Annotated in this window: 20 protein-coding genes; 6 read left to right on the forward strand and 14 right to left on the reverse strand. The window is 68.8% G+C overall.

The genetic code is table 11. The features are described from left to right. Nucleotides 1-20: 20 nt before the first annotated feature. The gene (gene ssuD, locus V5F26_RS03005) at nucleotides 21-1,220 is read right to left on the reverse strand and encodes an FMNH2-dependent alkanesulfonate monooxygenase (protein WP_394947677.1); all 1,200 of its coding nucleotides are present in this window, start codon (nucleotides 1,218-1,220) and stop codon (nucleotides 21-23) included. A 209-nt stretch (nucleotides 1,221-1,429) separates the two neighbouring features. Here ssuD and V5F26_RS03010 point away from each other — a divergent pair, with 209 nt between their 5' ends. From V5F26_RS03010 to V5F26_RS03025, 4 genes are read left to right on the forward strand one after another with little or no spacing between them, the layout of a single operon-like run. After that, nucleotides 1,430-1,969, forward strand: a complete 540-nt coding sequence (locus V5F26_RS03010) for a flavin reductase family protein (RefSeq protein WP_234053142.1) — start codon at nucleotides 1,430-1,432, stop codon at nucleotides 1,967-1,969. A 28-nt stretch (nucleotides 1,970-1,997) separates the two neighbouring features. Continuing rightward, nucleotides 1,998-2,957, forward strand: coding sequence for a sulfonate ABC transporter substrate-binding protein (locus tag V5F26_RS03015; protein WP_394058014.1), 960 nt, complete (start codon nucleotides 1,998-2,000; stop codon nucleotides 2,955-2,957). A gap of 11 nt (nucleotides 2,958-2,968) precedes the next feature. Beyond that, on the forward strand, nucleotides 2,969-3,847 hold the full coding sequence (gene ssuC / locus V5F26_RS03020) for an aliphatic sulfonate ABC transporter permease SsuC (RefSeq protein WP_394947678.1): 879 nt from the start codon (nucleotides 2,969-2,971) through the stop codon (nucleotides 3,845-3,847). Next, nucleotides 3,844-4,662: an ATP-binding cassette domain-containing protein gene (locus V5F26_RS03025; RefSeq protein WP_394058018.1), complete on the forward strand. Its 819-nt coding sequence runs from the start codon at nucleotides 3,844-3,846 to the stop codon at nucleotides 4,660-4,662. The genes ssuC and V5F26_RS03025 overlap by 4 nt, the downstream gene beginning before the upstream one ends. 159 nt (nucleotides 4,663-4,821) lie before the next feature. Here the strand turns inward: V5F26_RS03025 and V5F26_RS03030 are convergent, their stop codons facing one another. The 4 genes from V5F26_RS03030 to V5F26_RS03045 form a co-directional block, all read right to left on the reverse strand. Continuing rightward, nucleotides 4,822-5,211 carry a tetratricopeptide repeat protein gene (locus V5F26_RS03030; RefSeq protein WP_394947679.1) on the reverse strand — a complete coding sequence of 130 codons (390 nt, stop codon included), beginning with the start codon at nucleotides 5,209-5,211 and terminating at the stop codon, nucleotides 4,822-4,824. Nucleotides 5,212-5,288: 77 nt separating this feature from the next. Continuing rightward, nucleotides 5,289-6,068 carry an ABC transporter ATP-binding protein gene (locus V5F26_RS03035; RefSeq protein ID WP_394058022.1) on the reverse strand — a complete coding sequence of 260 codons (780 nt, stop codon included), beginning with the start codon at nucleotides 6,066-6,068 and terminating at the stop codon, nucleotides 5,289-5,291. Nucleotides 6,069-6,093: 25 nt separating this feature from the next. Continuing rightward, the gene (locus V5F26_RS03040; RefSeq protein WP_394947680.1) at nucleotides 6,094-6,942 is read right to left on the reverse strand and encodes an ABC transporter permease; all 849 of its coding nucleotides are present in this window, start codon (nucleotides 6,940-6,942) and stop codon (nucleotides 6,094-6,096) included. Nucleotides 6,943-7,015: 73 nt separating this feature from the next. Continuing rightward, a complete protein-coding gene (locus tag V5F26_RS03045) occupies nucleotides 7,016-8,110 on the reverse strand; it encodes an ABC transporter substrate-binding protein (RefSeq protein ID WP_394947681.1) in 1,095 nt (364 codons plus the stop codon). Between the two features lie 183 nt (nucleotides 8,111-8,293). Here V5F26_RS03045 and V5F26_RS03050 point away from each other — a divergent pair, with 183 nt between their 5' ends. Both V5F26_RS03050 and V5F26_RS03055 read left to right on the forward strand, forming a co-directional pair. Next, nucleotides 8,294-9,163: a transporter substrate-binding domain-containing protein gene (locus tag V5F26_RS03050; protein WP_394947682.1), complete on the forward strand. Its 870-nt coding sequence runs from the start codon at nucleotides 8,294-8,296 to the stop codon at nucleotides 9,161-9,163. A gap of 41 nt (nucleotides 9,164-9,204) precedes the next feature. After that, on the forward strand, nucleotides 9,205-10,377 hold the full coding sequence (locus tag V5F26_RS03055; RefSeq protein ID WP_394947683.1) for a cytochrome-c peroxidase: 1,173 nt from the start codon (nucleotides 9,205-9,207) through the stop codon (nucleotides 10,375-10,377). Nucleotides 10,378-10,398: 21 nt separating this feature from the next. Here V5F26_RS03055 and V5F26_RS03060 read toward each other — a convergent pair whose 3' ends face one another. From V5F26_RS03060 to V5F26_RS03100, 9 genes are all read right to left on the reverse strand, one after another. Further along, the gene (locus V5F26_RS03060) at nucleotides 10,399-11,757 is read right to left on the reverse strand and encodes an LLM class flavin-dependent oxidoreductase (protein WP_394947684.1); all 1,359 of its coding nucleotides are present in this window, start codon (nucleotides 11,755-11,757) and stop codon (nucleotides 10,399-10,401) included. A gap of 481 nt (nucleotides 11,758-12,238) precedes the next feature. After that, complete coding sequence (locus V5F26_RS03065) at nucleotides 12,239-13,057, reverse strand: NADPH-dependent oxidoreductase (RefSeq protein ID WP_394947685.1); 819 nt, start codon at nucleotides 13,055-13,057, stop codon at nucleotides 12,239-12,241. 18 nt (nucleotides 13,058-13,075) lie between these two features. Next, complete coding sequence (locus V5F26_RS03070; protein ID WP_394947686.1) at nucleotides 13,076-14,491, reverse strand: LLM class flavin-dependent oxidoreductase; 1,416 nt, start codon at nucleotides 14,489-14,491, stop codon at nucleotides 13,076-13,078. 34 nt (nucleotides 14,492-14,525) lie between these two features. Further along, complete coding sequence (locus V5F26_RS03075) at nucleotides 14,526-15,728, reverse strand: acyl-CoA dehydrogenase family protein (protein WP_394947687.1); 1,203 nt, start codon at nucleotides 15,726-15,728, stop codon at nucleotides 14,526-14,528. A gap of 41 nt (nucleotides 15,729-15,769) precedes the next feature. Continuing rightward, complete coding sequence (locus tag V5F26_RS03080) at nucleotides 15,770-16,618, reverse strand: MetQ/NlpA family ABC transporter substrate-binding protein (protein ID WP_394947688.1); 849 nt, start codon at nucleotides 16,616-16,618, stop codon at nucleotides 15,770-15,772. Nucleotides 16,619-16,788: 170 nt separating this feature from the next. Next, the gene (locus tag V5F26_RS03085) at nucleotides 16,789-17,391 is read right to left on the reverse strand and encodes a nitroreductase family protein (RefSeq protein ID WP_394947689.1); all 603 of its coding nucleotides are present in this window, start codon (nucleotides 17,389-17,391) and stop codon (nucleotides 16,789-16,791) included. Nucleotides 17,392-17,436: 45 nt separating this feature from the next. Then, nucleotides 17,437-18,642 (reverse strand): LLM class flavin-dependent oxidoreductase, encoded by a 1,206-nt coding sequence (locus tag V5F26_RS03090; protein WP_394947690.1) that lies wholly within the window; start codon nucleotides 18,640-18,642, stop codon nucleotides 17,437-17,439. 110 nt (nucleotides 18,643-18,752) lie between these two features. Then, nucleotides 18,753-20,120 carry an LLM class flavin-dependent oxidoreductase gene (locus V5F26_RS03095; RefSeq protein WP_394947691.1) on the reverse strand — a complete coding sequence of 456 codons (1,368 nt, stop codon included), beginning with the start codon at nucleotides 20,118-20,120 and terminating at the stop codon, nucleotides 18,753-18,755. A gap of 53 nt (nucleotides 20,121-20,173) precedes the next feature. After that, nucleotides 20,174-21,289: an aldo/keto reductase gene (locus V5F26_RS03100; protein WP_394947692.1), complete on the reverse strand. Its 1,116-nt coding sequence runs from the start codon at nucleotides 21,287-21,289 to the stop codon at nucleotides 20,174-20,176. Nucleotide 21,290 lies beyond the last annotated feature (1 nt).

Below are 21,290 nucleotides of genomic sequence, written 5' to 3' on the forward strand. Positions count from 1 at the left end.
CCGCTCCCCTCGGGCCAGGCTCAGGACGCCGACGCGCGGCGTTCCGCCGGGACGATGGCATTGCCGATGATCTCGCCGAACGGCCCGCGATGGTTGGTCACCGCCCCCGGGGCCCCGGTTTCGGCGGCGCGCGGCAGCAGCGGCAGGACGCTCTCGCCGAACCGGTAGGCCTCCTCCAGATGCGGATAGCCGGAGAGCACGAAGGTATCGATGCCGATGGCCATGTATTCCTTCATGCGCTGCGCCACCGTCTCAGGGTCGCCCACCAGGGCCGTGCCCGCGCCACCGCGCACAAGACCGACGCCGGCCCACAGGTTGGGGGCAACCTCCAGCCGGTCACGGCGCCCGCCGTGCAGCGCGCTCATCCGCCGCTGCCCTTCCGAATCCATGCGCGAGAACACCTGCTGCGCATCGGCGATGGTCTTATCGTCCACGTAGCGGATGAGTTCGTCGGCCGCCACCCAGGCCTCGGCCTGCGTATCACGGACGATCACATGCAGGCGGATGCCGAACGTCACCTCCCGGCCCAGGGCGGCGGCGCGGGCGCGGATATCGCGGATCTTGGCGGCCACCTGCGCCGGCGGCTCGCCCCAGCTGAGATACTTCTGCACCTGCCGCGCCGCCACATCATGGGCAGGCGCCGAGGAACCGCCGAAATACAGCGGCGGATGGGGCTGCTGCACCGGCGGATAGAGCAGCTTGCCGCCCTCCACCTTCAGGTGCTTGCCCTCGAAGGTGACCTCCTCGCCCTTCAGCAGGCGGGTGTAGACGTCGAGGAATTCGGCTGTGATCTCATAGCGCTCCGCATGATCGGAGAAGAAGCCGTCGCCGCGATTCTCCACCGGATCGCCGCCGGTGACCACATTGATCAGCGCCCGCCCGCCAGAGATGCGGTCCAGCGTTGCCGTCATGCGCGCGGCCACCGCCGGCGAGAGTAGGCCCGGCCGGACCGCCACCAGGAAACGCAGCCGCTCCGTGAAGCCCGCCAGCGCCGAGGCGACGATCCAGGAATCCTCGCATGAGCGCCCGGTTGGGATCAGCACGCCGTAATAGCCGAGCTGGTCCGCCGCCTGCGCGATCTGCCGCAGATAAGCAAGGTTCACCTCACGCGCCTTGTGCGAGGTGCCGAGATAGTGGCCGTCGCCGTGGGTGGGTAGGAACCACAGGACATTGGCCTGCTCGGCAGCGGGCAGGGACGGCTCGACGGCGTTCACGGACATGGGCGTGCTCCAGGCGGATCGGCAACGGGAACCGCGCGCGATCTATAATTTATAAAATCCGTAGAATTTATTGACTACATGAAGGCAGCCTGTCTATCCTTTTTTCCGATCCGCCGCTTTCGGCCCGTTCCGAAGGCGGTTCAGACCACCCGAGGGGCCGGCATCGCCGATGCAGGTCCGGTGCCCGCATGCCTACCGAGAGCTTAAAGATGAACGCTCACTCCACTGCGGATGCTGCCGCCGCCACCACGACCGCCGTGCTGCCGCCGGCTTCGCTCGCCTTCCGCGCCGCCATGCGCAAGCTCGCCGGGGCGGTGAGCGTCCTCACCGTCGGCGCGGGCGAAGAGCGCACGGGGCTCACCGCGACCTCGGTGAGCTCGGTGTCGGTGGAACCGCCGACCCTGCTCATCTGCGTGAACCGCACCGCCTCCTCTTTGGCGGCGCTGCTGAAGCACCGGACCTTCGCCATCAATGTGCTGCGCCCGCAGCACGAGGAGGTTGCCGGCCGCTTCGCCGGCCAGGACGGGCTGAAGGGCCCCGCGCGCTACGAAGGCGCCGACTGGACCCGCCTTTCCACCGGCGCCCCGGTGCTGGCCGACGCCCTCGCCGCCTTCGACTGCGAGCTGGAAGACGCCATCGAGCGGCACTCCCACGTCATCGTCATCGGCCGGGTGGTGGCCTCGCGCGTCACCGAGAATGCCGAGCCGCTCCTCTATTGGGCCGGCGGCTATCGCAGCCTCGCCCTCTGATCCAGTCTTGAAGCAAGGGGTTTCGCCCATGACATCCGGCATCACCCGCCGCCGCTTTGCCCTCGCCGCCGCAGCCCTGGCCGGCAGCCTTGCCCTCCCCACCGCGCCCGCATTGGCGCAGGAAAAGGTGGTGCGCATCGGCTACCAGAAGTACGGCACCCTCATCCTGCTCAAGAACAAGGGCCTGCTGGAGGAGCGGCTGAAGCCCTTGGGCTACACCGTGAAGTGGGCCGAGTTCCCGGCCGGTCCGCAGCTGCTGGAGGCGCTCAATGCCGGGGCCGTGGACTTCGGCAATACCGGCGAGGCACCGCCCATCTTCGCCCAGGCGGCCGGCGCGCCTTTGGTCTATGTGGGCTACGAGCCCGCCGCGCCCACGGGCGAGGCCATCCTGGTGCCCAAGGACAGCCCGCTGAAGAGCGTGGCCGATCTCAAGGGCAAGACGGTGGCCCTCAACAAGGGCTCCAACGTGCACTACCTGCTGGTGAAGGCGCTGGAGAAGGCGGGCGTGCCCTATGCCGACATCAAGACCGCCTTCCTGACCCCGGCCGATGGCCGCGCCGCCTTCGAGCGCGGTTCGGTGGACGCCTGGGCCATCTGGGACCCGTTCCAGGCGGCCGCCGAAAAGACCATCGAGGCGCGCACCCTGGCCGACGGCACCGGCATCGTTTCCAATTACCAGTTCTATTTCACCACCAAGGCCTTCGCCGAGCGCGCGCCGCAGGTGGTGGACGCCATCCTCGACGGCGTCGCCGAGATCGGCGCCTGGGTGAAGGCTAATCCGAAGGCGGCGGCCGCGCAGTTCTCGCCCCTCATCGGCATCCCTGCGCCAATCCTGGAAGTGGCCCTCGCCCGCCAGCAATATGATGTGAAGCCGGTGACGCCCGAGGTGGCGGCGGCGCAGCAGAAGGTGGCGGACGCCTTCTTCACCCTGGGCCTCATTCCCAAGCCCATCCGCATTTCCGACGCGCTCCGGCCGCCGAAGTCCTGAAGGCACCGGCGATGAGCTCCACACTGACTTCGGCGGCGGCATCTCCCTCCGCCGCCGAAAGCCTCCCCCAGGCCAGGGAGCCCAGCGCGCCCCGGATAACGGCTTACGTCCGGTCCGTCAGCCGCGCGTTGCTGCCCTGGGCCCTGCCGCTCGGCGCGCTGATCGGCTGGCAGGCGGCGGCGAGCCTCGGCCTCCTGTCCACGCGGGTGCTGCCGGCCCCCAGCGATGTCGCGCTGGCCTTCTGGCGGACGCTGAAGGACGGCTCGCTCATCGCCAATATCTCGGTCTCCACCGGGCGGGCGCTGGTGGGGCTCGCCATCGGCGGCGCCATCGGCCTTGCCCTTGGGGTGCTCAACGGGATCTGGCGGCCGGCGGAGACCATTTTCGATTCCACCCTGCAGATGCTGCGCAACGTGCCGCACCTCGCCATCATCCCGCTGGTGATCCTGTGGTTCGGCATCGACGAGGAAGCGAAGATCTTCCTGGTCGCCATCGGCGTCGCCTTCCCCATCTATCTCAACACCTTCCACGGCATCCGCACGGTCGACCGGGGGCTGGTGGAGATGGCGCGGGTCTATGGGCTCCCGCCCGGCGCCCTGTTCCTGCGCATCGTGCTGCCGGGGGCGCTGCCCTCCATCCTGGTGGGGCTGCGCTATGCGCTCGGCATCATGTGGCTGACGCTGATCGTGGCGGAAACCATCTCCTCCACCTCCGGCATCGGCTACATGACCATGAACGCCCGCGAATTCCTGCAGACCGACGTGGTGGTGCTGGGGGTGGTCGCCTACGCCCTGCTCGGCAAGCTGGCCGACAGCCTCACCCGCGCCATCGAGCGCCGGGCGCTGGCCTGGCACCCCGCCTATCAAGGCGAGGCGGGAGGCATCGCATGAGCGAGACCCTTGCGCCACGGCCCGGCTCCGCCACGGCACCCGCCCAATCGGCGGACATCCGCGCCACCTTCCGCCCCGCCGCGCCGCCGCCCGAGCCCTCCCTCCGCTGGGCGGGCTCACCCGTTCGGCTGGACGGCGTCACCAAGAGCTTCGGCAACCGGTCGGTGCTGCGCCGGCTCAATCTGGACATCCCCGCCGGCCAGTTCGTCGCCGTGGTCGGGCGCTCCGGCGGTGGCAAGACCACGCTCATGCGCCTCGTCTGCGGTCTTGACCTCGCGACATCCGGCGAAGTCTTCGTGGGCGACGGGAAAGTGAACGGCCTGATGCCGCAAGTGCGCCTGCTGTTCCAGGATCCGCGCCTGGCCCCCTGGCAGCGTGTGCTTGCCAATGTGGGCATCGCCCGTGGTCCCGGCTGGCGCGAGGCGGCCGACGCCGCGCTGCGCGATGTGGGCCTTGCCGACCGCGGGCGCGACTGGCCCAGCGTGCTCTCGGGCGGGCAGAAGCAGCGCGTGGCCTTGGCGCGGGCGCTGGTGTCCCGCCCCGGCGTGCTGCTGCTGGACGAGCCGTTCGGCGCCCTCGACGCTTTGACCCGGAGCGAGATGCACCGCCTCATCGAACGGATCTGGACCGAGCACGGCTTCACCGCGGTGCTCATCACCCATGACGTGGCCGAAGCGGTGGCGCTGGCCGACCGGGTGGTGGTGCTCCGCCAGGGCGAAGTCGCCCTCGACGTGAGCGTGGACCTGCCCCGCCCGCGCGCAGCCGCCACCACCGAGGCGCTGGAGCTGCAACGCCGCATCCTCGCCGCCGTGTGACGCCCGGGCGAGCACGAGAGCAGCGTGCGGAGGCGCAGGTTCTGCGGAAAGGGGGGCTTGGAGCATCTCCCCCATTTTTCGGGGTGGATGACATGCCTCGCGTGTTGAGTTCGCGCGTCTGTCTTATGCGAGCCGACGCGCGCGTGGTGTGAGGAAGTTCTATCCCCCTTGGGGTCGGCCTGCGGCGATCAGGGCCTTGCGCAGCCTCTCATGGGGCTCGCAACCGTCCGGGAAGCACAGCAGCCGCAGCAGCTCCAGATTTTTCTCCGCCTTGTCGAAATCCCCGACGGCGATGAACAGCTCGCCCTGATATTCCAGCGCGGGGCGATGGCCGGGATCATAGAACAGCGCTTCCTTGTACCAGCGCGCGGCTTCGTCATATCGCTTCAGGCTGCGGTTGGCGAAGCCCAGCAGATTATAGAGGTCGGCGTGCCGCACGGTGGCGGTGAGCGGCATCAGCAGCGCCAGCGCGCGCTCATAATCGCCGGCATAGAGAGCCGCGCGGCTCTCCGACAGATCCGGCAGGTCGGTGGAGGGCGCCGTGTCCATGGCGGCGGCTTCAGCCACAAGCGCAAAGGTGAAAAGGGCGGCGCAAAGGCCGCCCGTCCGGCGTGCCGCGCGCCGCCTCACGCGGCGTGCACGGATCGCCCGTCCTCTCCCATGGCGGTGAGGATGCGGCGCTTCACGGCCGCGAAGTCGCCGGCCGCCCGGTCGCGGGGGAAGGGCAGATCCACGGCAACCTCTTCGACAATGCGGCCCGGCCCGGCGGCCATCACCACCACCCTGTCGCTGAGAAAAATGGCCTCGTCCACGTCGTGGGTGACGAGAATCATGGTGGTGCCCTCCGCCTGCCAGATGCGCTGCAGCTCGCCTTGAAGGTGCACCCGCGTGAGCGCATCGAGGGCGCCCAGCGGCTCGTCGAGCAGCAGGATCTCCGGCCGGTTGACGAGCCCGCGGGCGATGGCGGCGCGCTGCGCCATGCCGCCGGACAGCTCGTGGGGATAGGCCTTCTCGAAGCCCGAAAGCCCCACCAAGGCGATATGCTCGGCCACGGTGGCGGCCTTCTCCCTCGCGCTCAGGCGCGCATTTTCCAAACTCAGCGCGATGTTCTGCTCCAATGTGAGCCAGGGCAGCAAACGGTGGTCCTGGAACACGATGCCGCGCGACAGCGCCGTGCCGGCGATGCGCGTGTCGTTCAGCAGAATGTCACCGCGATAGGTGTCGTCGAGGCCGATGATGAGGCGCAGCAGGGTGGACTTGCCGCAGCCCGAGGGACCGACGATGGACACGAACGCGCCCGGCGCCACGTCGAAGCTGACGCCGGAGAGCACGTGGACGAGGGGGCGGCCGGGCACCGCATAGGTCTTCGACACATTGCGGATTTCAAGATGCGCGGGGGAGGCCATGGGCGGTCCTTTCTCGCTCCGGGGGTCAGCCGTCATAGCCCTGCTTCCATTTCAGAACCCGCTTCTGGGCCAGGAACATGGAGCGGTCGATGGCAAAGCCGACGAGGCCGATGATGATCATGCACACCAGCAGCTGATCGGTGAGCAGCAGTCCCTGGGCGCGGAAGATGAGGAAGCCGAGCCCCTCGATGCCCGACAGGCCCTCCGCCACCACCACCAGCGCCCAGGCGAGGCCCGCCGCATAGCGCAGCGAGACCATGATGGAGGGCATGGCGGCGGGCAGGATCACGCGGCGCACCAGCTGCCAGCGCGTGAGCGTCAGCACCTGCGCCAGCTCGATATAGTTTTTCTCCACATTGCGGATGCCCTGCAAAGTATTGAGGAACACCGGGAAGAACACCGACTTGGCGATGACCAGGATCTTGGCCGGCGCGCCGATGCCGAGCCACAGCACGATCAGCGGCAGCCAGGCGATGCCGGGAATATGGCGGATGGTGTCGAAGGTGGGCCCGAAGAATTCCTCCACGCGCCGCGACAGGCCCGCCGCGATACCCAGCGCCACCGCCGCCAGTGAGCCATAGAGGAAGGCCTGCCCCACGATCCGGATGGAGGCCAGGAAATCGAAGGCCAGGTGCTGCTTGGTCACCATGGTCCAGAAGGCGGTGACCACCGTGAGCGGAGCGGGCAGGAACACCGGATCGATCCAGCGGTAAGCCGCCGCGATCTGCCACAAGGCAAGGATGAGGAAGGGCAGGATGAAGCCGGTGAGGTTGGGCAACCTCAAGCCGGCCCAGGCCGGAGCGGCGGGCGCCGGCAGGTCCACCGTGCCGGCTTCGATCGCCGCGGCCTCGATGGTGTCGGAAGTGTGGGCCATATCTGTCTCGTCGTGCTGTGTCGCGACCAGGCGATGAGGACAAGCAGGCGGGAGCCGGGCTCCCGCCGGCCGCTCAGTTGTAGATGGAATACGGGCCGCCGACGAAGAACCGGCCGTCCACGAAGGCGTTCACCTGCTCATCGGACAACTGCCGCTCGGCGAGGATGTCGTCGCCATTGGCCACGTACCAGGCCTGAAACGCCTTGATGGCGGAACGCGCCCGGTCGGCATTGGGCTCGCCGGCCATGAACTCCCACTCGCCCGCATGGGTGATCTGGAACTTGGCCACCTCCAGCGGCACGCGGGTCTTGTCGGAGATGATCTGGGCGGCCTCGTCCACATGGTCGAGGGTCCAGGCGCGGGTCTTCTCGCGGGCCGCGAGGAAGGCCTTCACCACCTCGGGATACTTGTTCACGAAGTCCCTGCGGGCGAAGTAGGTCACCCGCCCGGCATTGTTCACGTAGACGCCATCGTCAGGCGAATGGCCCACCACCTTCAGCCGGCCGGAAAGCCACGCCCCGGTGAAGGCGCCGGCGGCGAGATGCGCGGTGGTCGCGTCGGTCGCGCCCGAGAGCACGGAGGAGATGGCCACCGCCGAATTGTCGATGGAGGTGTAGCGGATGCGCCCCTTCTTCTCGCGGGAGTCGAAGGGTAGGCCGGCCTTGGTGGTGATCTCGAACGGCGACGACCAGTAGCAGGAGATGCGGGACGAGCCGAACGACTTGCCGTCGAGGTCGGCCACTGAATTGATCTTGTCGTTGTCGGCGCGGGCCAGGATGGGCGCGCGGTAGCGGTTGGACGGCTCCGAGGCCCAGATCACCACGCCGTCGAGCCCGTTGGCCCGGTGCACGGTCGCCGGATAAATCATGCGCTGGGCGATGGCGATGGCGCCGCCATTCACCGCCGCCGATTCCGCGCCGAGCAGATCCGCCGCGCCCGACGCGATGAGATTGACCTTCGTGGTGCCGATGGGCGCGAACTCTTCTTTGAAAAAGCCCTTCTCCTGCGCCACCACGGTCCAGGGCGTCAGCTGAAGATTGATGGCGGGCAGCGCTTCTGCGGCGCCAGCGGGACCGGCGGCAAGCGGCCCGCCGGCGGCAACGGTGAGCCCAAGGCCGAACAGGACACTCTTGAACGGGCCGGCGGGCGGGGTGCGGAAGGAGGGCATCGCGGGTTCTCTTGGCAGGAAAATCGGGGCTCCGGCATCAGCCGGCTTGCTATTTATATATATTCGATCATTTTTATCGACAAAAGCAAGCGGTCTTTCGTCCTTTCCCCCTGACGGGTCCGGCGCCGGTGCCTTCTCTGCCCGAAAGCCAGCCCCCGCCCTGTGTTCGCCGGTGGTCCGAGAATGATCTTCCTTTCCCGTCATCCCATTGTTCTTGCGTTGGTTCTCCTGCTTTCCGGGGCCGCGATCACAGTCGCCCTCGCTTTGCGGCCACTCCAAGCCCATGTTGTCGACGCCCCGCCGGAGCGGATTGATGGAGCCCTGCTGGCGCGCGCTTTGGGCGAGCGCCCGCTGCGGATCGGCGTCCCCTGGCTGCCGCCGCCGGATACGCCCGACATGCGGCTCTATGTGGAGGAGGGGTTCGAGCTTGACCTGGCCGCCGAGATCGCGGGGCGCTTCGGGGTGGAGCACCGGCTTATCCGCATCGCGCCCGGCGACGCCGCTCGGGCGCTCGCCTCCGCCGAGGTGGACCTCGTGCTCACCCGCACCGCGGAGGATGACCCGCTGCGCCAGGCCGCCCTCATCGTCGAGACCGGCTACCAGTCCGGCCAGAGCCTCGCCACCCGTTCGGATCGGCCGCTGACATCCTGGGACGCGTTGAAGGGGCAGACGGTCTGCGTCTCGCAGGCCAATGGCCAGGGCCGCGAACTCGCCGAGCGCCTGGGGGCGAGGGTGACCAGCGTGCGCGCGCCGGCCCCCGCGCTCATGCAGATGCGCACCGGCGACTGCGTGGCGGCGCTCCACGACCGCGCGTTGCTCGAACCACTGCTCGCCAAGGCCTCGTGGCAGAAATTCTCAGCCACCCTGCCGCCGGTGGAGTCCACCGCGCTGGTGGTGGCGGTGGCGCCGGCGCACGCCCGGCTCGCGGAGGCCGTGGGACGCATCCTCGCCACCGCAGCCGCGCCCCCGCGCTGGCGCCAGCGGGCTGAAAAATGGGCCTCGACGGTCTCGTTCGAGGTCTATCGCGATCAGGTGGCTGCCGATTGCCATTGAACCATTATGCCTCACGCGGGTCTGGCCCCGCGGCCGCGCTGATGCTGCTCACCCTGCTTGGAGCGGATGCCGGGGCGGAGCGGCCAGGGTTGCGCGCCATGCCGGCCAATGCCGCGAGCGCCCCCCGGCCACAGGCGGACGGCACCCCGCCCGCCCTTCTCGCCGACCTGCGCCGGGCCTATTCCGGGCCGCCGGAAACCTGGCCGGCGGCCGCCATCGATCCGGGTCGCACCATCCGCGAACTCGCGGCAGCGCCTGCGCCACCGGCACCCGGCCCAGCAGCCGCTTTGGGCGCGCGGCTGTTCTCGGATCCCGGCCTGTCTGTCGACGGGCGCGTGGCCTGCGCCGATTGCCATGATCCGGCGCAGGGCTTCACGACTGGGCGGAAGGTGGGCCTTGGCGTCGGTGGCCAGCCGGGCCGGCGCAACCCGCCCGCGCTCTTTTCGGTGGCACGACAGACCCATCTCGACTGGGACGGTCGCGGTACTGAGCTGGAAGGTGACATCGACGCGCTTTCTTCCCGCGAACCGGTATCCACTTCGCTCGAACACGCTCTGGCCGCGCGGGTCCTGGTCCCTCTCGCCGACGCCCGGGAGATGGGGCCGGCGGATATGCGCGCGCTGTGCGGCCAGCTCGCGAGCGCCACCTACGGCGCCGCCTTTACCGCGCTCTACGGCGCTGAAGGCGCCTCGCCGCGCACCCTGGCGGCGGCGCTTGTGGCTTATCTCGAAACCCTCGACACACAGAGCCGCTTTGACAGCTTCCTGCGCGGCGATCGCTCAGCGCTCACCGGCACCGAGCTGCACGGCCTTCACCTCTTCCGCACCAAGGCGCGCTGCATGAATTGCCACTTCGGGCCGCTGCTGACCGACGAGGGCTTCCACAATCTCGGCCTCTCCTTCTTCGGCGAGCCGGCGCAGGATCTGGGACGTTACGACGTCACCGGACGGGCGGAGGATGCGGGCCGGTTCCGCACGCCCAGCCTGAGGCATGTGGCGGCCACCGCGCCCTATATGCACAACGGCCTGTTTCCGACCCTCGAAGGCGTGGTCAACCTCTATAACCGGGGCGGCGGCGAGGTGTGGGCGCGCAATGCCGCGGAGGCCGCCCGGCCGCTCCATCAGGACGCGGCCCGGCGCTCCCCGCACATCCGCCCGCTCGGCCTCTCGCCCGAGGAGAAAGCCGCGCTGGTGGCCTTCCTCCGGACATTATGAGGGGCCCAGCGCAACGGGGCTCTATTCCGCCGCCACAGCCGGGGCGCTCGCCCGGTGGGCCGGGTGGACGGGGAAGGGCAAGCCGAGATTCTCTCGTAGCGTGGTGCCCTCATATTCCTTTCGGAACAGGCCCCGGCGACGCAGGATGGGCAGCACCTGCTCGATGAAGTCCTCGAGCCCGCCCGGCAGGTGCGGCGCCATGATGTTGAAGCCGTCGGCGCCCTCCTTCGCGAAGCGCTCTTCCAGCTGGTCGGCGATCTGCTCCGGCGTGCCCAGCACCTGCCAATGGCCGCGCGCCCCGGCAATGGACAGATAGAGCTGGCGGATGGTGAGATTGTCGCGCCGCGCGGCGTCGATCACCAATTGCTGGCGGCTCTTGGGCCCGTTGGTTTCGGGCAGATCGGTCAGCGGGCCGTCCACGTCATAGCCGGACAGGTCGGGCACGCCCATGATGGTGGACAGGAGCTGGAGGCCAACCTGCGGCTCGATGAGCCCTTGCAGTTCCTCGAACTTCTCCCGCGCCTCCGCCTCCGTCCGGCCGATGACGGGGAAGACGCCGGGCATGATCTTCACATGGTCCGGGTCGCGCCCGGCCTTGGCGGCGCGGGCCTTGATGTCGGCATAGAAAGCCCGGGCCTCGGCCAGGGTGCGGTGGGCGGCGAACACCACCTCGGCGCTGGCGCCGGCAAGATCGCGCCCATCCTCGGACGCGCCGGCCTGCACGATCACCGGATGGCCCTGTGGCGAGCGGGCGACATTGAGCGGCCCGCGCACCGAGAAATGCGGGCCGTGGTGGTCCAACTGATGGAGCTTGCGCGGATCGAAGAAGGCGCCCGACACCTTGTTGCGGATGAAGGCGTCGTCCTCCCAGCTGTTCCACAGCCCCTTCACCACCTCCACGAACTCGCGGGCGCGGTCATAGCGCACGGCATGGGGCGGGTGGCCATCACCGCGGAAGTTCGCCGCCTCCTCGTCTCCGGCAGAGGTGACGAGGTTCCACCCGGCGCGCCCGCCGCTCATGAGGTCGAGGGACGCGAACTGGCGGGCCAGGTTGAACGGCTCGTTGAAGGAGGTGGAGGCGGTGCCGATGAGGCCAATATTGTGGGTCACCACCGAGAGGGCCGACAGCAGGGTCAGCGGCTCGAAGCCCACATTGCGGGACGTCCGGCTCACCGAGCGGATATTGGTGTCGCGGATGCCCAGCGCATCGGACAGGAACAGCGCATCGAGCTTCGCGGCCTCGGCCAGGCGCGCAAGGCGCAGATAATGGTCAACCCGCACATGGGCATTGGCGGGCGAACGGGGATGACGCCACGCCGCGATATGGTGGCCGTCGGTCATCAGGAACGCGCCGAGCTTGATCTGCCGGGTCTTGGCCATAACGTCCTCGAATTGCCGTTCGGGAGGGCCGAGGGCATCTGGCCCCTCGCCCCTCCACCGTTCGTGAAGCGGTCAGCTTCCGCGGCGGCTTTCGAGCGCGGCCACCAGCGGGAGAGCAGCTACCCTGATCTCTATATTTGATAAAATCAATAAAATTTATTGTATTTAGAACAAGGCCCGCCTCCCCCCATCCACCGGCGCGCTCCGCCGTCACCGTCGACGGTGAGCTGAAGGGCCGTGGGGGCAGGGCGCCGATCCGCGTTGCGGCCCCCGGCAGGCGCCCGGCAGGCGCCCGCCCCAACCCCGCACGCCTCAAACCCCCGGTTCATGCCGCCTCGCCCATCATTGGCCGCTCAGGCGGCGGAGCCGGCGGCCGGGGCCCGCATGCGCTCGGACCGCCGGGCGCAACGCGCGGGCGGCCCCGCGCTCCGGCGCGGACGGGGCCGATGCCTTGCCAGCGGAGGGGCCGACCCGGATCGGTTCAGCGCAGGCCGAATCCCAGCGTCTCCAGCGCCTCGCGCATGCGGTCGCGCCCGCTCAAGGCTTCCGGACCACGCACGCGATGGAGGGCGGTCCGGGCCCAGCCCACCTGCGGCAGGCCCTGCCCCTGCTGGAATGCGGCCAGGGCTTCCTCGTAACGCTCCAGCGGTGCGGCGGGCAGGCTGGCGTCATAGCGCTCGCGATGCAGCACCAGCTTCTGCGAGAGGCGCGGCTTCACCTCCGCCGGGCGGGCGGGATCAGGATAGCCGACGCACAGGCCGAACACGCCGAGCACATTGGGCGGCAGGCCCAGCAACTCCGCCACCTCCTGGGGCCGGTTGCGCAGGGCGCCGATATAGACCCCGCCGAGCCCCAGGGCTTCGAGCGCGACCAAAGCATTCTGCGCGGCCAAGGCGGCATCGATGATGCCCACGAACAGGGTCTCGAGGTAATCCAGCCCTTCGGTGGGGGCATCGGCGCGACGGCCGATCTCCTCCAGTCGCGCCAGGTCGGCCAGCCAGACCAGCACAAGCGGCGCCTCGATCACATGCCTCTGGCCACCGGCCACCTCGGCCAGGCGGGCCTTGGTGGCCGGATCCTCCACCGCGACCACGCTGAAGGTCTGCAAGTTCGAGGAAGACGGCGCCGATTGCGCCGCCGCCACCAGGGTTTCCACCAGTCCCTCCGGCAGCGGCCGGTCCAGGAAGGCGCGCACCGAGCGGTGGGCGATGAGGCCGGCAATGGTGGGATTAATCAGGATGCCCTGGGGCGTCTCGTCCGTGCCGTAGCGGGCGTCGAGCAGGGATCGGGCGTTCGACATGGCAACCTCCACGGGGGATCAGGCGGAAACGGCGTTCGGGAGCGGTGCCGCGGCATCCGTCGCGCCCGGCCGGCGGAAGGCCGCCGCCGGATGGGTGGCCGGCAGGCGCGCGCCACGGCCGGGGAACAGCTTCTGCCGCAAGGTCCCCTCGCCATAGGAGGTGGGATAAACGCCGCGCGCCTGGAGCTCGGGCACCACCAGATCCACGAACGCTTCAAGCGTTTCCGGCGAGACCAGCCGGTTGAGGTTGAAGCCGTCCACGTCGGTGTCCTCCACCCAGGAGATCAGCTCGTCGGCCACGTCCCGCGGCGAGCCGACGATGAACGGCGCCCGCGCCCCGGTGGCGGACAGGGTGGCCAGATCCTTCACCTTCAGCGGCACCGTGCTGCGCAGGGTCAGGTTCTCCAGGGTGGATTGGATGGCATTGCTCTGCACATAGGCGATGGGCTCCTCGGGATCGGCCTTCGACAGGTCGACCCCGGTCCAGCCGGACAGCAAAGCGAGCTGCCCGGCCGTATCCACATGGCGCGCATAATCCGCCAGCAGGTCCTCGGCCTCGGCCCGGGTCGGCGCCACGATGACGGTGGCGCCCGCATACAGGCGGATGTCGTAAGGATCGCGGCCGGCGGCGGCGGCCTCCTGGCGGATGGACTTCACCGCATCGGCGAGGATGGGCCGGGTCTGGCCATTGAGGAAGATGCCCTCGGCATGGCGCGCGGCGAAGGCGCGCCCGCGCCCGGAAGTGCCGGCCTGGAACAGCACCGGCGTGCGCTGGGGCGAGGGCTCGGTGAGCTGGATGCCGTCCACCTGGTAATAGGGCCCGTCATGGACGATGCGATGCACCCGCGCGGGATCGGTGAAGACGCCCCGCGCCCGGTCGCGCCGCACGGCGCCATCCTCCCAGCTCGCTTCCCACAGCTGGTAGACGGCGGCGAGGAAATCCTCGGCCGCCTCATAGCGGGCATCGTGGGCACGGTTGGCCGCCTGGCCCATGCCCTTGGCGCCGCTGTCGAGATAGCCCGTCACCACGTTCCAGCCCACCCGGCCACCGGTCAGGTGGTCCAGGGTCGCGAAGCGGCGGGCGAACGCATACGGGTGCTCGTAGGTGAGGTTGGCGGTCACCCCGAAGCCGATATGCCGCGTGGCATGGGCCATGGTCGGCACCACCAAAGTGGGGTCGATCTGCGGGGTCTGCGCGGCGGTGCGCAGCGCGGTGTCGGGGCTTGCGCCATAGACGTCGTAGATGCCGAACACGTCGGCGATGAAGACGCCGTCGAACAGGCCGCGCTCGGCGGTCCGGGCCAGCTTCACCCAATAATCGAGGGTGTTGTAGTCCGCCGCCGTGTCGCGCGGATGGGTCCACAGGCCGGCCCAGGTGTGGCTCGGGGCCGCCATGTTGAAGGCGTTGAAGCGCAAGGGCCGCGATCGGCTCATGACAGGTCCTCCTGACGCGTCGCGAGGCGCGCTCTCAGCTGTAGAGGGGCGTGGGGGTGATGCGGCCGTTGAGGGCGTAATTGCCCACCTCGCGGGCCTTGTAGACCACCGGGTCATGCAGGGTGTGGGTGCGGATGTTGCGCCAGAAGCGGTCATAGCCGTAATGGCTGGCGGTGGCCCGCGCGCCCATCAGCTCGAAGATCTTCGAGGTGATCTCCAGGGCCGTGCGGCTGGCCTGGACCTTGGCGGCATAGATGGCGGCGGCGGCCACGTTGCGCTCGTCGGGCGAGAGGGCATTGCCCCGCGCCACCGCGGTCTCGAACGCGCCCGCAGCCACGTCCGCCAGCGCCAGCGAGGCGCGCAGCGCCACGTCGAGATTGCCGTAATGCTCAAGGATATAGGGATCCTCGCTGGCCCGCTCCACGCCGGAGGCCTGCCAGGGGCGGGAGATCGTGCGCACATAGCGGTTGGCCTCCGCCAGCGCCCCCTCCGCCGTGCCAAGATAGAAATTGACGATGAGGAGCTGGTGGAACGGCACGACCAGGCTGGTGCGCGCCGGTGGCGGGGCGGAAAGATCGCCCAGCACCTCGTCGCGCTCCACCTTCACATGGTCGAAGGTGATCGTGCCGCTTTCCGACAGGCGCTGGCCGAAGGCATCCCAGTCATTGCCATGGCTCACGCCCGCCCGGTCGCCTGGAACCACCAGCACCGCGAAGCCATTGCCCAGCGCCGCGCGCAGGGTGATGCGATCGGCCAGGGCCGCGTTGGAGGCGAAGGTCTTGCGCCCGTCAAGGCGGAAACCCTCGCCATCGGGCGTGAGCTGCGATTCCGGATCGCGCGGGTTGGAGGCCCCGCCCCAGAACCATTGCCCCGCCACCGAGGCCCGGGACAGGCGCTCCGCCTGGGCCGCGTCCGCGCGCCACAGGGCATTGGTGAGGTGCAGGTAATGGTAGGACAAAAGCTGGGCGATGGAGGCATCGGCGCGCGCCACCACGCGGGTCGCCAGCAGGGCATCGGTGAAGCGGCCGCCGCCCCCGCCATGCTCCACGGGATTGAGCAGGCTGAGCAGGCCGGCCTCGCGCAGCAGCGCCAGCTCGCGCACCGGCGAGGCGCCGGCATGGTCGCGTGCGGCGGCGTCGGACGCCAGCGCGTCGGCCACCGTGCGGGCGATGTCCACCCAGTCGGCGCCGGGGCTTCGCGCGGGCACGAGGGATGAGCGCGTGAGGGGTTGGTTCATGGGGAAAGGCTCCTGTCACGGAAATCGGGGGATGGATGCGCTCACCAGGCGGGCAGGATCGTTCCCTTGAACTTGGCGAGGATGAATTCCTTCACCGGCTCCGAGCGGTAGATTTCAATGAACTTGGCGATGCGCGGATCATCCTTGCGATCTGCGCGGGCGGCGAAGATCAGGGTGAAATAAGGCTTGGCCTCCGCGTCCGTGGTCTCCGCCACCAGCGCCGTGTTGAGGTCGAGGCCGGCCAGGTAGGCGTAGTTGGAGGAGACGAAGGCGGCGGCCACGTCATCGAGCGAGCGCGGAAGCTGGGCGGCGTCGAGCTCGACGAGCTGAAGCTTCTTCGGGTTCTCCACCACGTCGAGGATGCTGGCATTGAGGCCCGCGCCCGGCTTCAGCTTGATGAGCCCCGCCTTCTCGAACAGCAGCAGCGCGCGCGCCGCATTGGTGGGATCATTGGGGATGGCGATCTTCGCGCCGGCCGGGATGTCTTCGGCCTTCTTGAAGGTCTTTGAATAGATACCGGCCGGCACCAGCAGGGATTCCTCAAGACCCACCAAGTGATAGCCGCGCGCCTTCACCTGGTTGGCGAGGTAAAACTTGTGCTGGAAATTGTTGAGGTCGAGGTCGCCGGCCTCCAGCGCCGCATTGGGCTGGTTCCAGTCGCTGAACTCAATGATCTCGGCCGGAAGACCCTGCTGGGCCGAAAGCCGCGCCGCTTCGCGCAGTACGTCCCCATAGGGCCCGGCCGAAACGCCGACCTTCAGCGGCTTGTCGGTGCCCGGCGGCTGCGCTCCCGGCTGGGCAGCCGCCGGGCTGGCGAGCGCGGCCAGGGACAGGGCGACCAAAGCGGGGGCGAGAAAACGGAACAGGCGGGGAGGAAGGATGTTGATCATGGGATCCGTTGGGTTGGAGCCGGGCGGAGCGGCCGGAAATATCCGGCGGCGGCGATGGCAGTGCGTCTATATTTAATTATATTGATTGATTTAGTGAATTAAAATCAACGACGGCCCGATACCCCTGCCGTCATTAGGGCCCTGCCGCGACTAGGCCTCGGGGGCCCTTCTCACGCCTTCGGAAAGGCGCCCTCGAAGGCGGTTTCTGTGATGGGGCGGCGGCCATTGGGGCTCTCACCCTTATGGAAGCTCTCCGGCAGGATGGATTTGTCTCCGTGCCGGCCGATGGCGATGGCCGCCTCGATCTCGTAATCGTCCGGCACCTTGAGTTCTGAGCGGGTTTTTTCCACGTCGAAGCCGCCGATGCCGTGGGCGTGCCAGCCGAGCTTGGTCGCCTGCAGGGCGAGGCTTCCCCAGGCCGCCCCGGTATCGAAGGAATGGTTGCGCGCCGGCTGCGCCTCGGTGGTGCCGGGCCGCACGAAGGTCCTGGCGGAAAGGGCGATGATGAGCACCGCCGCATTCTTCGCCCATTGCTGGTTGTAGGGGATGAGCAGGCCGAGAAAGGTCTCGAACTCGGGCGTGCCGCGCCGGGCGTAAAGGAAGCGCCAGGGCTGCGAATTGAAGCTCGACGGCGCCCAGCGCGCCGCCTCGAACACGGCGTTGAGCTCGCCCTGCGGGATCTCCTCGCCGGTGAAGGCCCGCGGCGACCAGCGATCGAGGAACAGGGGCTCGATGGGGTGTTCCGCCTGGCGCGGCGTGACGGCAATGGTCATGGCTTCAGGAACCTTGTGTGAGGTTGAAAGGAGGCGCGCGGAGGCTCACAGCCGGAGCCCGGCCTGCTTCAGCAGCGGCAAGGTGGATTGCGCGAAGTAATCGAGATCGGGCGCGAAGTCGTGGAAGTTGAACTGCACGCCATCGATGCCCGCCTGCTTGAGGGCGGCGAGCTGCTCCACCACCTGCTCGGGCGTGCCGATGATCTCGATATTGCCGCCGAGGTTGAGGCCCTGCTTGTGGCGGGCATCGCTGCGGCCCTTCCAGGCCACGGCATCGCTCTCATAGCCGCGATGGCCGAACGAGGTGTGGGTCGGCTTAGGCACCCCCGCGGCGATGGCGCGCGCATAGGCATGGGCCTCGGCCTCCGTGTCGCGGCTCACCACGATGGGGTTGATGATGGTCTTCACCTCCCGCCCCCTGGCCCGCGCCCGCGCCTTGATGGCGGCGATATGGGCCGGCAGCGTCTCGAGGGCGCTGTCGATATGGGCCCCGCCCGGCGAGGTGATGAAGACGAGGTCCGAATGCTCGGCAGCGAAATCCATGCCCGCTTCCGAGCCGGTGGCAGTGACCAGGATGGGCCGCCCATAGCTCGGCTTCGGCGTGATGTAGCCGTTGACGATCTTCCACGGATTGAGCCGGCCCTCGTGGGAATAATTCTCGGTGTCGCGCCACAGGCGGCCGAGCACCTCGAACAGCTCCCCCGCCATCTCATAGCGCTGGTCGTGCTCGATGCGGTTCCAGCCGAACATCTCGTGCTCGATGGCGCGATGGCCGGTGACGATGTTGATGCCCCATCGCCCCTTGGAGATGTGGTCGAAGGTGGCGCCGATCTTGGCGATGTGCAGGGGGTGCCACGGCCCGTAGAGCACGTGGAGGGTGGAGATCAGCAAGATGTTCCGGGTGGTGGCCGCCATGGCGCCAAGCGCCACGAAGCTGTCGAGAGAGGCTTCCCCGTCATAGCCGCCCTTAGGCAGCCACTGGGTGCGCGAGAAGGCGATGTCGAAGCCCAGCGCGTCGGCCTTCTGCACCAGGGCCGCGTTGTAGTCGTAGGTCCAGCTGTTGCTGGTGGGGTGATCCGAGAAATGGATGTCCTGCAGGTTCAGGAACAGGCCCAGCATGAGCGGCTGGCGCGCCGCCCGCGACAGCGGGCTGTCGGGCAGATCAAGCGGCCCCGGAGCGCGGAGCGCGCCTTGCCTGACGCGACCGGAATGCGGGGCGCCGAGGGAAGCGGTGGAAACGGCGAGGGACATGGCAGACCTCCGGCGAGACGGACATGGGCGGTGGCCTTCCCCGGATGGACGGGGAAGAGCCCTGATCGCGGCCGCGCCGCTCCCGACGGCAGCGGTGCGGAACCGGGGGATCACGCGGTGGCGCGGGCCTCGGCGGCGTAGAGGCTGGGCGGCCGCGGCAGGCCGTAATGCTCGCGCAGGGTGCGGCCGGTATATTCGGCGCGGAACAGCCCCCGCCGCCGCAGGATGGGCACCACTTCCGACGCGAACAGGTCGAAGCCGGCCGGATACCAGGGCGGCATCACGTTGAAGCCGTCGGCGGCCCCGCTCTCGAACCAGAGCTGGATCTCGTCGGCGATCTTCTCCGGCGTGCCCACCGCCACATAATGGCCGCGCGCCCCGGCGAGACGGTCGATGAGCTGGCGCAGGGTGGGCTTTTCCCGCCTCACGATGTCCACCACCAGCTGGAAGCGGCTCGCCACCTTCCTGGTCTCGGCCGCGTCGGAGAAGGCGTCGAGCGGCACCGTCCCGTCCAGCGGAGCGCCGGAGAAATCGACGCCGGTGATCTGCTTCAGCTGGGTCAGCGAATATTCGGGCTGGATCAGCTCGTTGAAGGCGTCATGAAGCTGGCGCGCCTCGAACTCGCTCGATCCGATATAGGGGCTGACCCCGGGCAGGATCTTCACATGGTCCCGATTGCGGCCCAGCCCCTCCGCCTGCGTCTTGATGTCCGCATAGAAGGCGCGGGCGCTCTCCACCGTCTGATGCGCGGTGAAGATGGCCTCGGCATAGCGCGCGGCGAAGGAGCGGCCGTCGTCGGAGGAGCCCGCCTGCACATAGACCGGGCGGCCCTGCGGGCTGCGCGGGGTGTTGAGGGCACCTTTCACCCGGAAATGCCGGCCCACATGGTCGATGGGATGGATCTTGCGATCGTCCGCGAACAGGCCGGATCGGGGATCGGCGACGAGGGCATCGTCCTCCCAGCTGTCCCAGAGCTTGGTCACCACATCGACGAACTCGGCCGCGCGGGCATAGCGCTCGGCATGGCTCGGGGTCTCCGCGAGGCTGAAATTGCCCGACGCCTGCGGCACGGCGGTGGTGACGATGTTCCAGCCCGCGCGCCCGCCGGAAAGATGATCCAGCGAGGCATAGAGACGGGCGAGGTTATAAGGCTCGTAATAGGTGGTGGAGGCGGTGCCGATGAGGCCGATATGGCTTGTGGCCGCCGCGATGGCCGAAAGCCAGGTCAGCGGTTCCAGGCGGAAGCGCGAGGCGTAGCGGATATTGTCCACCTGCGCCGGGCCATCGGCAAAGAACACCGCATCGAGCTTCGCCGCCTCCGCCGAGCGAGCGAGGTCCTGGTAGAAGCCGATGTCCAGGAGCCGCTCCGGCCGCGCGCCGGGATAGCGCCAGCCGGCCTCGTGGTGGCCGCCCGGATAGATGAACAGGTTGAGGACGAGCTGGCGGCCGGCGGCCGTACGGTTCAGGGCGGGTGCCATGGGATCTCTCCTTTGATCGCTCAAGGCGTGACGGGGCAGAACAGGGGGCCGGCTCAGCCGGCGCGGGCGATGGCGGGGGCGGCATGCTCGACGGCGCGCGCCCGCGCCCGCTCGGCCACGCGCGCGGCGGCACCGCCTCCCCCGGTCAAGGGCGCGCGGCCCTCCACCGGGTGGCTGGGATCGGTGTAGAACTGGGTCGAGACGTGCCCCTCTGGCACAAGGGACGCCACCAGCGCCTCGTCTTCGGCGGTGAAGTCGTAATCGAGGGCCGCCACATAGGCCTGCCACTGCTCCGGAGTGCGCGGGCCGGCGATGGCGGAAGTGACCAGCCGGTTGTTCAGCACCCAGGAGAGGGCGAAGGTGGCGGCCGAGATGCCGCGCTCCGCCGCATGGCGGGCGATGGCCTGGGCGATGGCGACGGATTCCGGACGCCATTCCGTTTCCAGGATGCGCCGGTCGCCGCGCCCGGCGCGGCTGTCGGCGGCGGGCGCGGCGCCGGGAAGGTATTTCCCGGTCAGCACGCCGCGCGCCAGCGGCGAATAGGACACCACGCCGAGGCCGTGATGATGGGCGGCGGGAAGCTGCTCCACCTCGGCGGTGCGATCCACGATGTTGTAGAGCGGCTGGCTGGCGATGGGCCGGTCGATGCCGAGCTGATCGGCCAGGTGCGCCACCTCGCCGATGCGCCAGCCGCGGAAGTTGGACACCGCGAAATAGCGCACCTTGCCGGCGCGGATGAGGTCCGCCACCGCCCGCACCGCCTCGCTCAGGGGCTGGTCGAAGATGGCGCGGTGGAAATAGAGGATGTCGATATAATCGGTGCCGAGCCGCCTGAGGCTGGCCTCGGCCGCCTCGATCACCCATTTGCGCGACAGGCCCTGCCGGTTCGGCCCCTCCCCGCCGGGATTGGCGAGCTTGGTGGCGAGCACATAGGCATCGCGATCCGCCTTGATGGCGCGGCCCACCACCTCCTCGGTCGTACCCTTCTGGTAGGCGTCGGCGGTGTCGATGAAGAAGAAGCCGGCTGCCTTGGCCTGGTGGATGATGCGGTGGGAGGTAGGCTCGTCGGTGGGGCCGCCGAACATCATGGTGCCCAGCGCCAGCTTCGGCACCTTGAGCCCACTTCGGCCGAGATAGCGATAATCGGGGGAACTCAGCGAGGAGGTCATG

Source organism: Xanthobacter variabilis, assembly GCF_043831965.2.
In the GTDB taxonomy this organism is placed as follows: domain Bacteria; phylum Pseudomonadota; class Alphaproteobacteria; order Rhizobiales; family Xanthobacteraceae; genus Xanthobacter.

Coding starts and splice junctions, on each gene's coding strand:
- V5F26_RS03090 (WP_394947690.1), bottom strand. CDS start 18,642: ATGTCCCTCGCCGTTTCCACCGCTTCCCTCGGCGCCCCGCATTCCGGT.
- V5F26_RS03040 (WP_394947680.1), bottom strand. CDS start 6,942: ATGGCCCACACTTCCGACACCATCGAGGCCGCGGCGATCGAAGCCGGC.
- V5F26_RS03065 (WP_394947685.1), bottom strand. CDS start 13,057: ATGTCGAACGCCCGATCCCTGCTCGACGCCCGCTACGGCACGGACGAG.
- V5F26_RS03100 (WP_394947692.1), bottom strand. CDS start 21,289: ATGACCTCCTCGCTGAGTTCCCCCGATTATCGCTATCTCGGCCGAAGT.
- V5F26_RS03050 (WP_394947682.1), top strand. CDS start 8,294: ATGATCTTCCTTTCCCGTCATCCCATTGTTCTTGCGTTGGTTCTCCTG.
- V5F26_RS03070 (WP_394947686.1), bottom strand. CDS start 14,491: ATGAGCCGATCGCGGCCCTTGCGCTTCAACGCCTTCAACATGGCGGCC.
- V5F26_RS03015 (WP_394058014.1), top strand. CDS start 1,998: ATGACATCCGGCATCACCCGCCGCCGCTTTGCCCTCGCCGCCGCAGCC.
- V5F26_RS03060 (WP_394947684.1), bottom strand. CDS start 11,757: ATGGCCAAGACCCGGCAGATCAAGCTCGGCGCGTTCCTGATGACCGAC.
- V5F26_RS03085 (WP_394947689.1), bottom strand. CDS start 17,391: ATGACCATTGCCGTCACGCCGCGCCAGGCGGAACACCCCATCGAGCCC.
- V5F26_RS03080 (WP_394947688.1), bottom strand. CDS start 16,618: ATGATCAACATCCTTCCTCCCCGCCTGTTCCGTTTTCTCGCCCCCGCT.
- V5F26_RS03075 (WP_394947687.1), bottom strand. CDS start 15,728: ATGAACCAACCCCTCACGCGCTCATCCCTCGTGCCCGCGCGAAGCCCC.
- V5F26_RS03055 (WP_394947683.1), top strand. CDS start 9,205: ATGCTGCTCACCCTGCTTGGAGCGGATGCCGGGGCGGAGCGGCCAGGG.
- V5F26_RS03095 (WP_394947691.1), bottom strand. CDS start 20,120: ATGGCACCCGCCCTGAACCGTACGGCCGCCGGCCGCCAGCTCGTCCTC.
- V5F26_RS03030 (WP_394947679.1), bottom strand. CDS start 5,211: ATGGACACGGCGCCCTCCACCGACCTGCCGGATCTGTCGGAGAGCCGC.
- ssuD (WP_394947677.1), bottom strand. CDS start 1,220: ATGTCCGTGAACGCCGTCGAGCCGTCCCTGCCCGCTGCCGAGCAGGCC.
- V5F26_RS03035 (WP_394058022.1), bottom strand. CDS start 6,068: ATGGCCTCCCCCGCGCATCTTGAAATCCGCAATGTGTCGAAGACCTAT.
- V5F26_RS03045 (WP_394947681.1), bottom strand. CDS start 8,110: ATGCCCTCCTTCCGCACCCCGCCCGCCGGCCCGTTCAAGAGTGTCCTG.
- V5F26_RS03025 (WP_394058018.1), top strand. CDS start 3,844: ATGAGCGAGACCCTTGCGCCACGGCCCGGCTCCGCCACGGCACCCGCC.
- ssuC (WP_394947678.1), top strand. CDS start 2,969: ATGAGCTCCACACTGACTTCGGCGGCGGCATCTCCCTCCGCCGCCGAA.
- V5F26_RS03010 (WP_234053142.1), top strand. CDS start 1,430: ATGAACGCTCACTCCACTGCGGATGCTGCCGCCGCCACCACGACCGCC.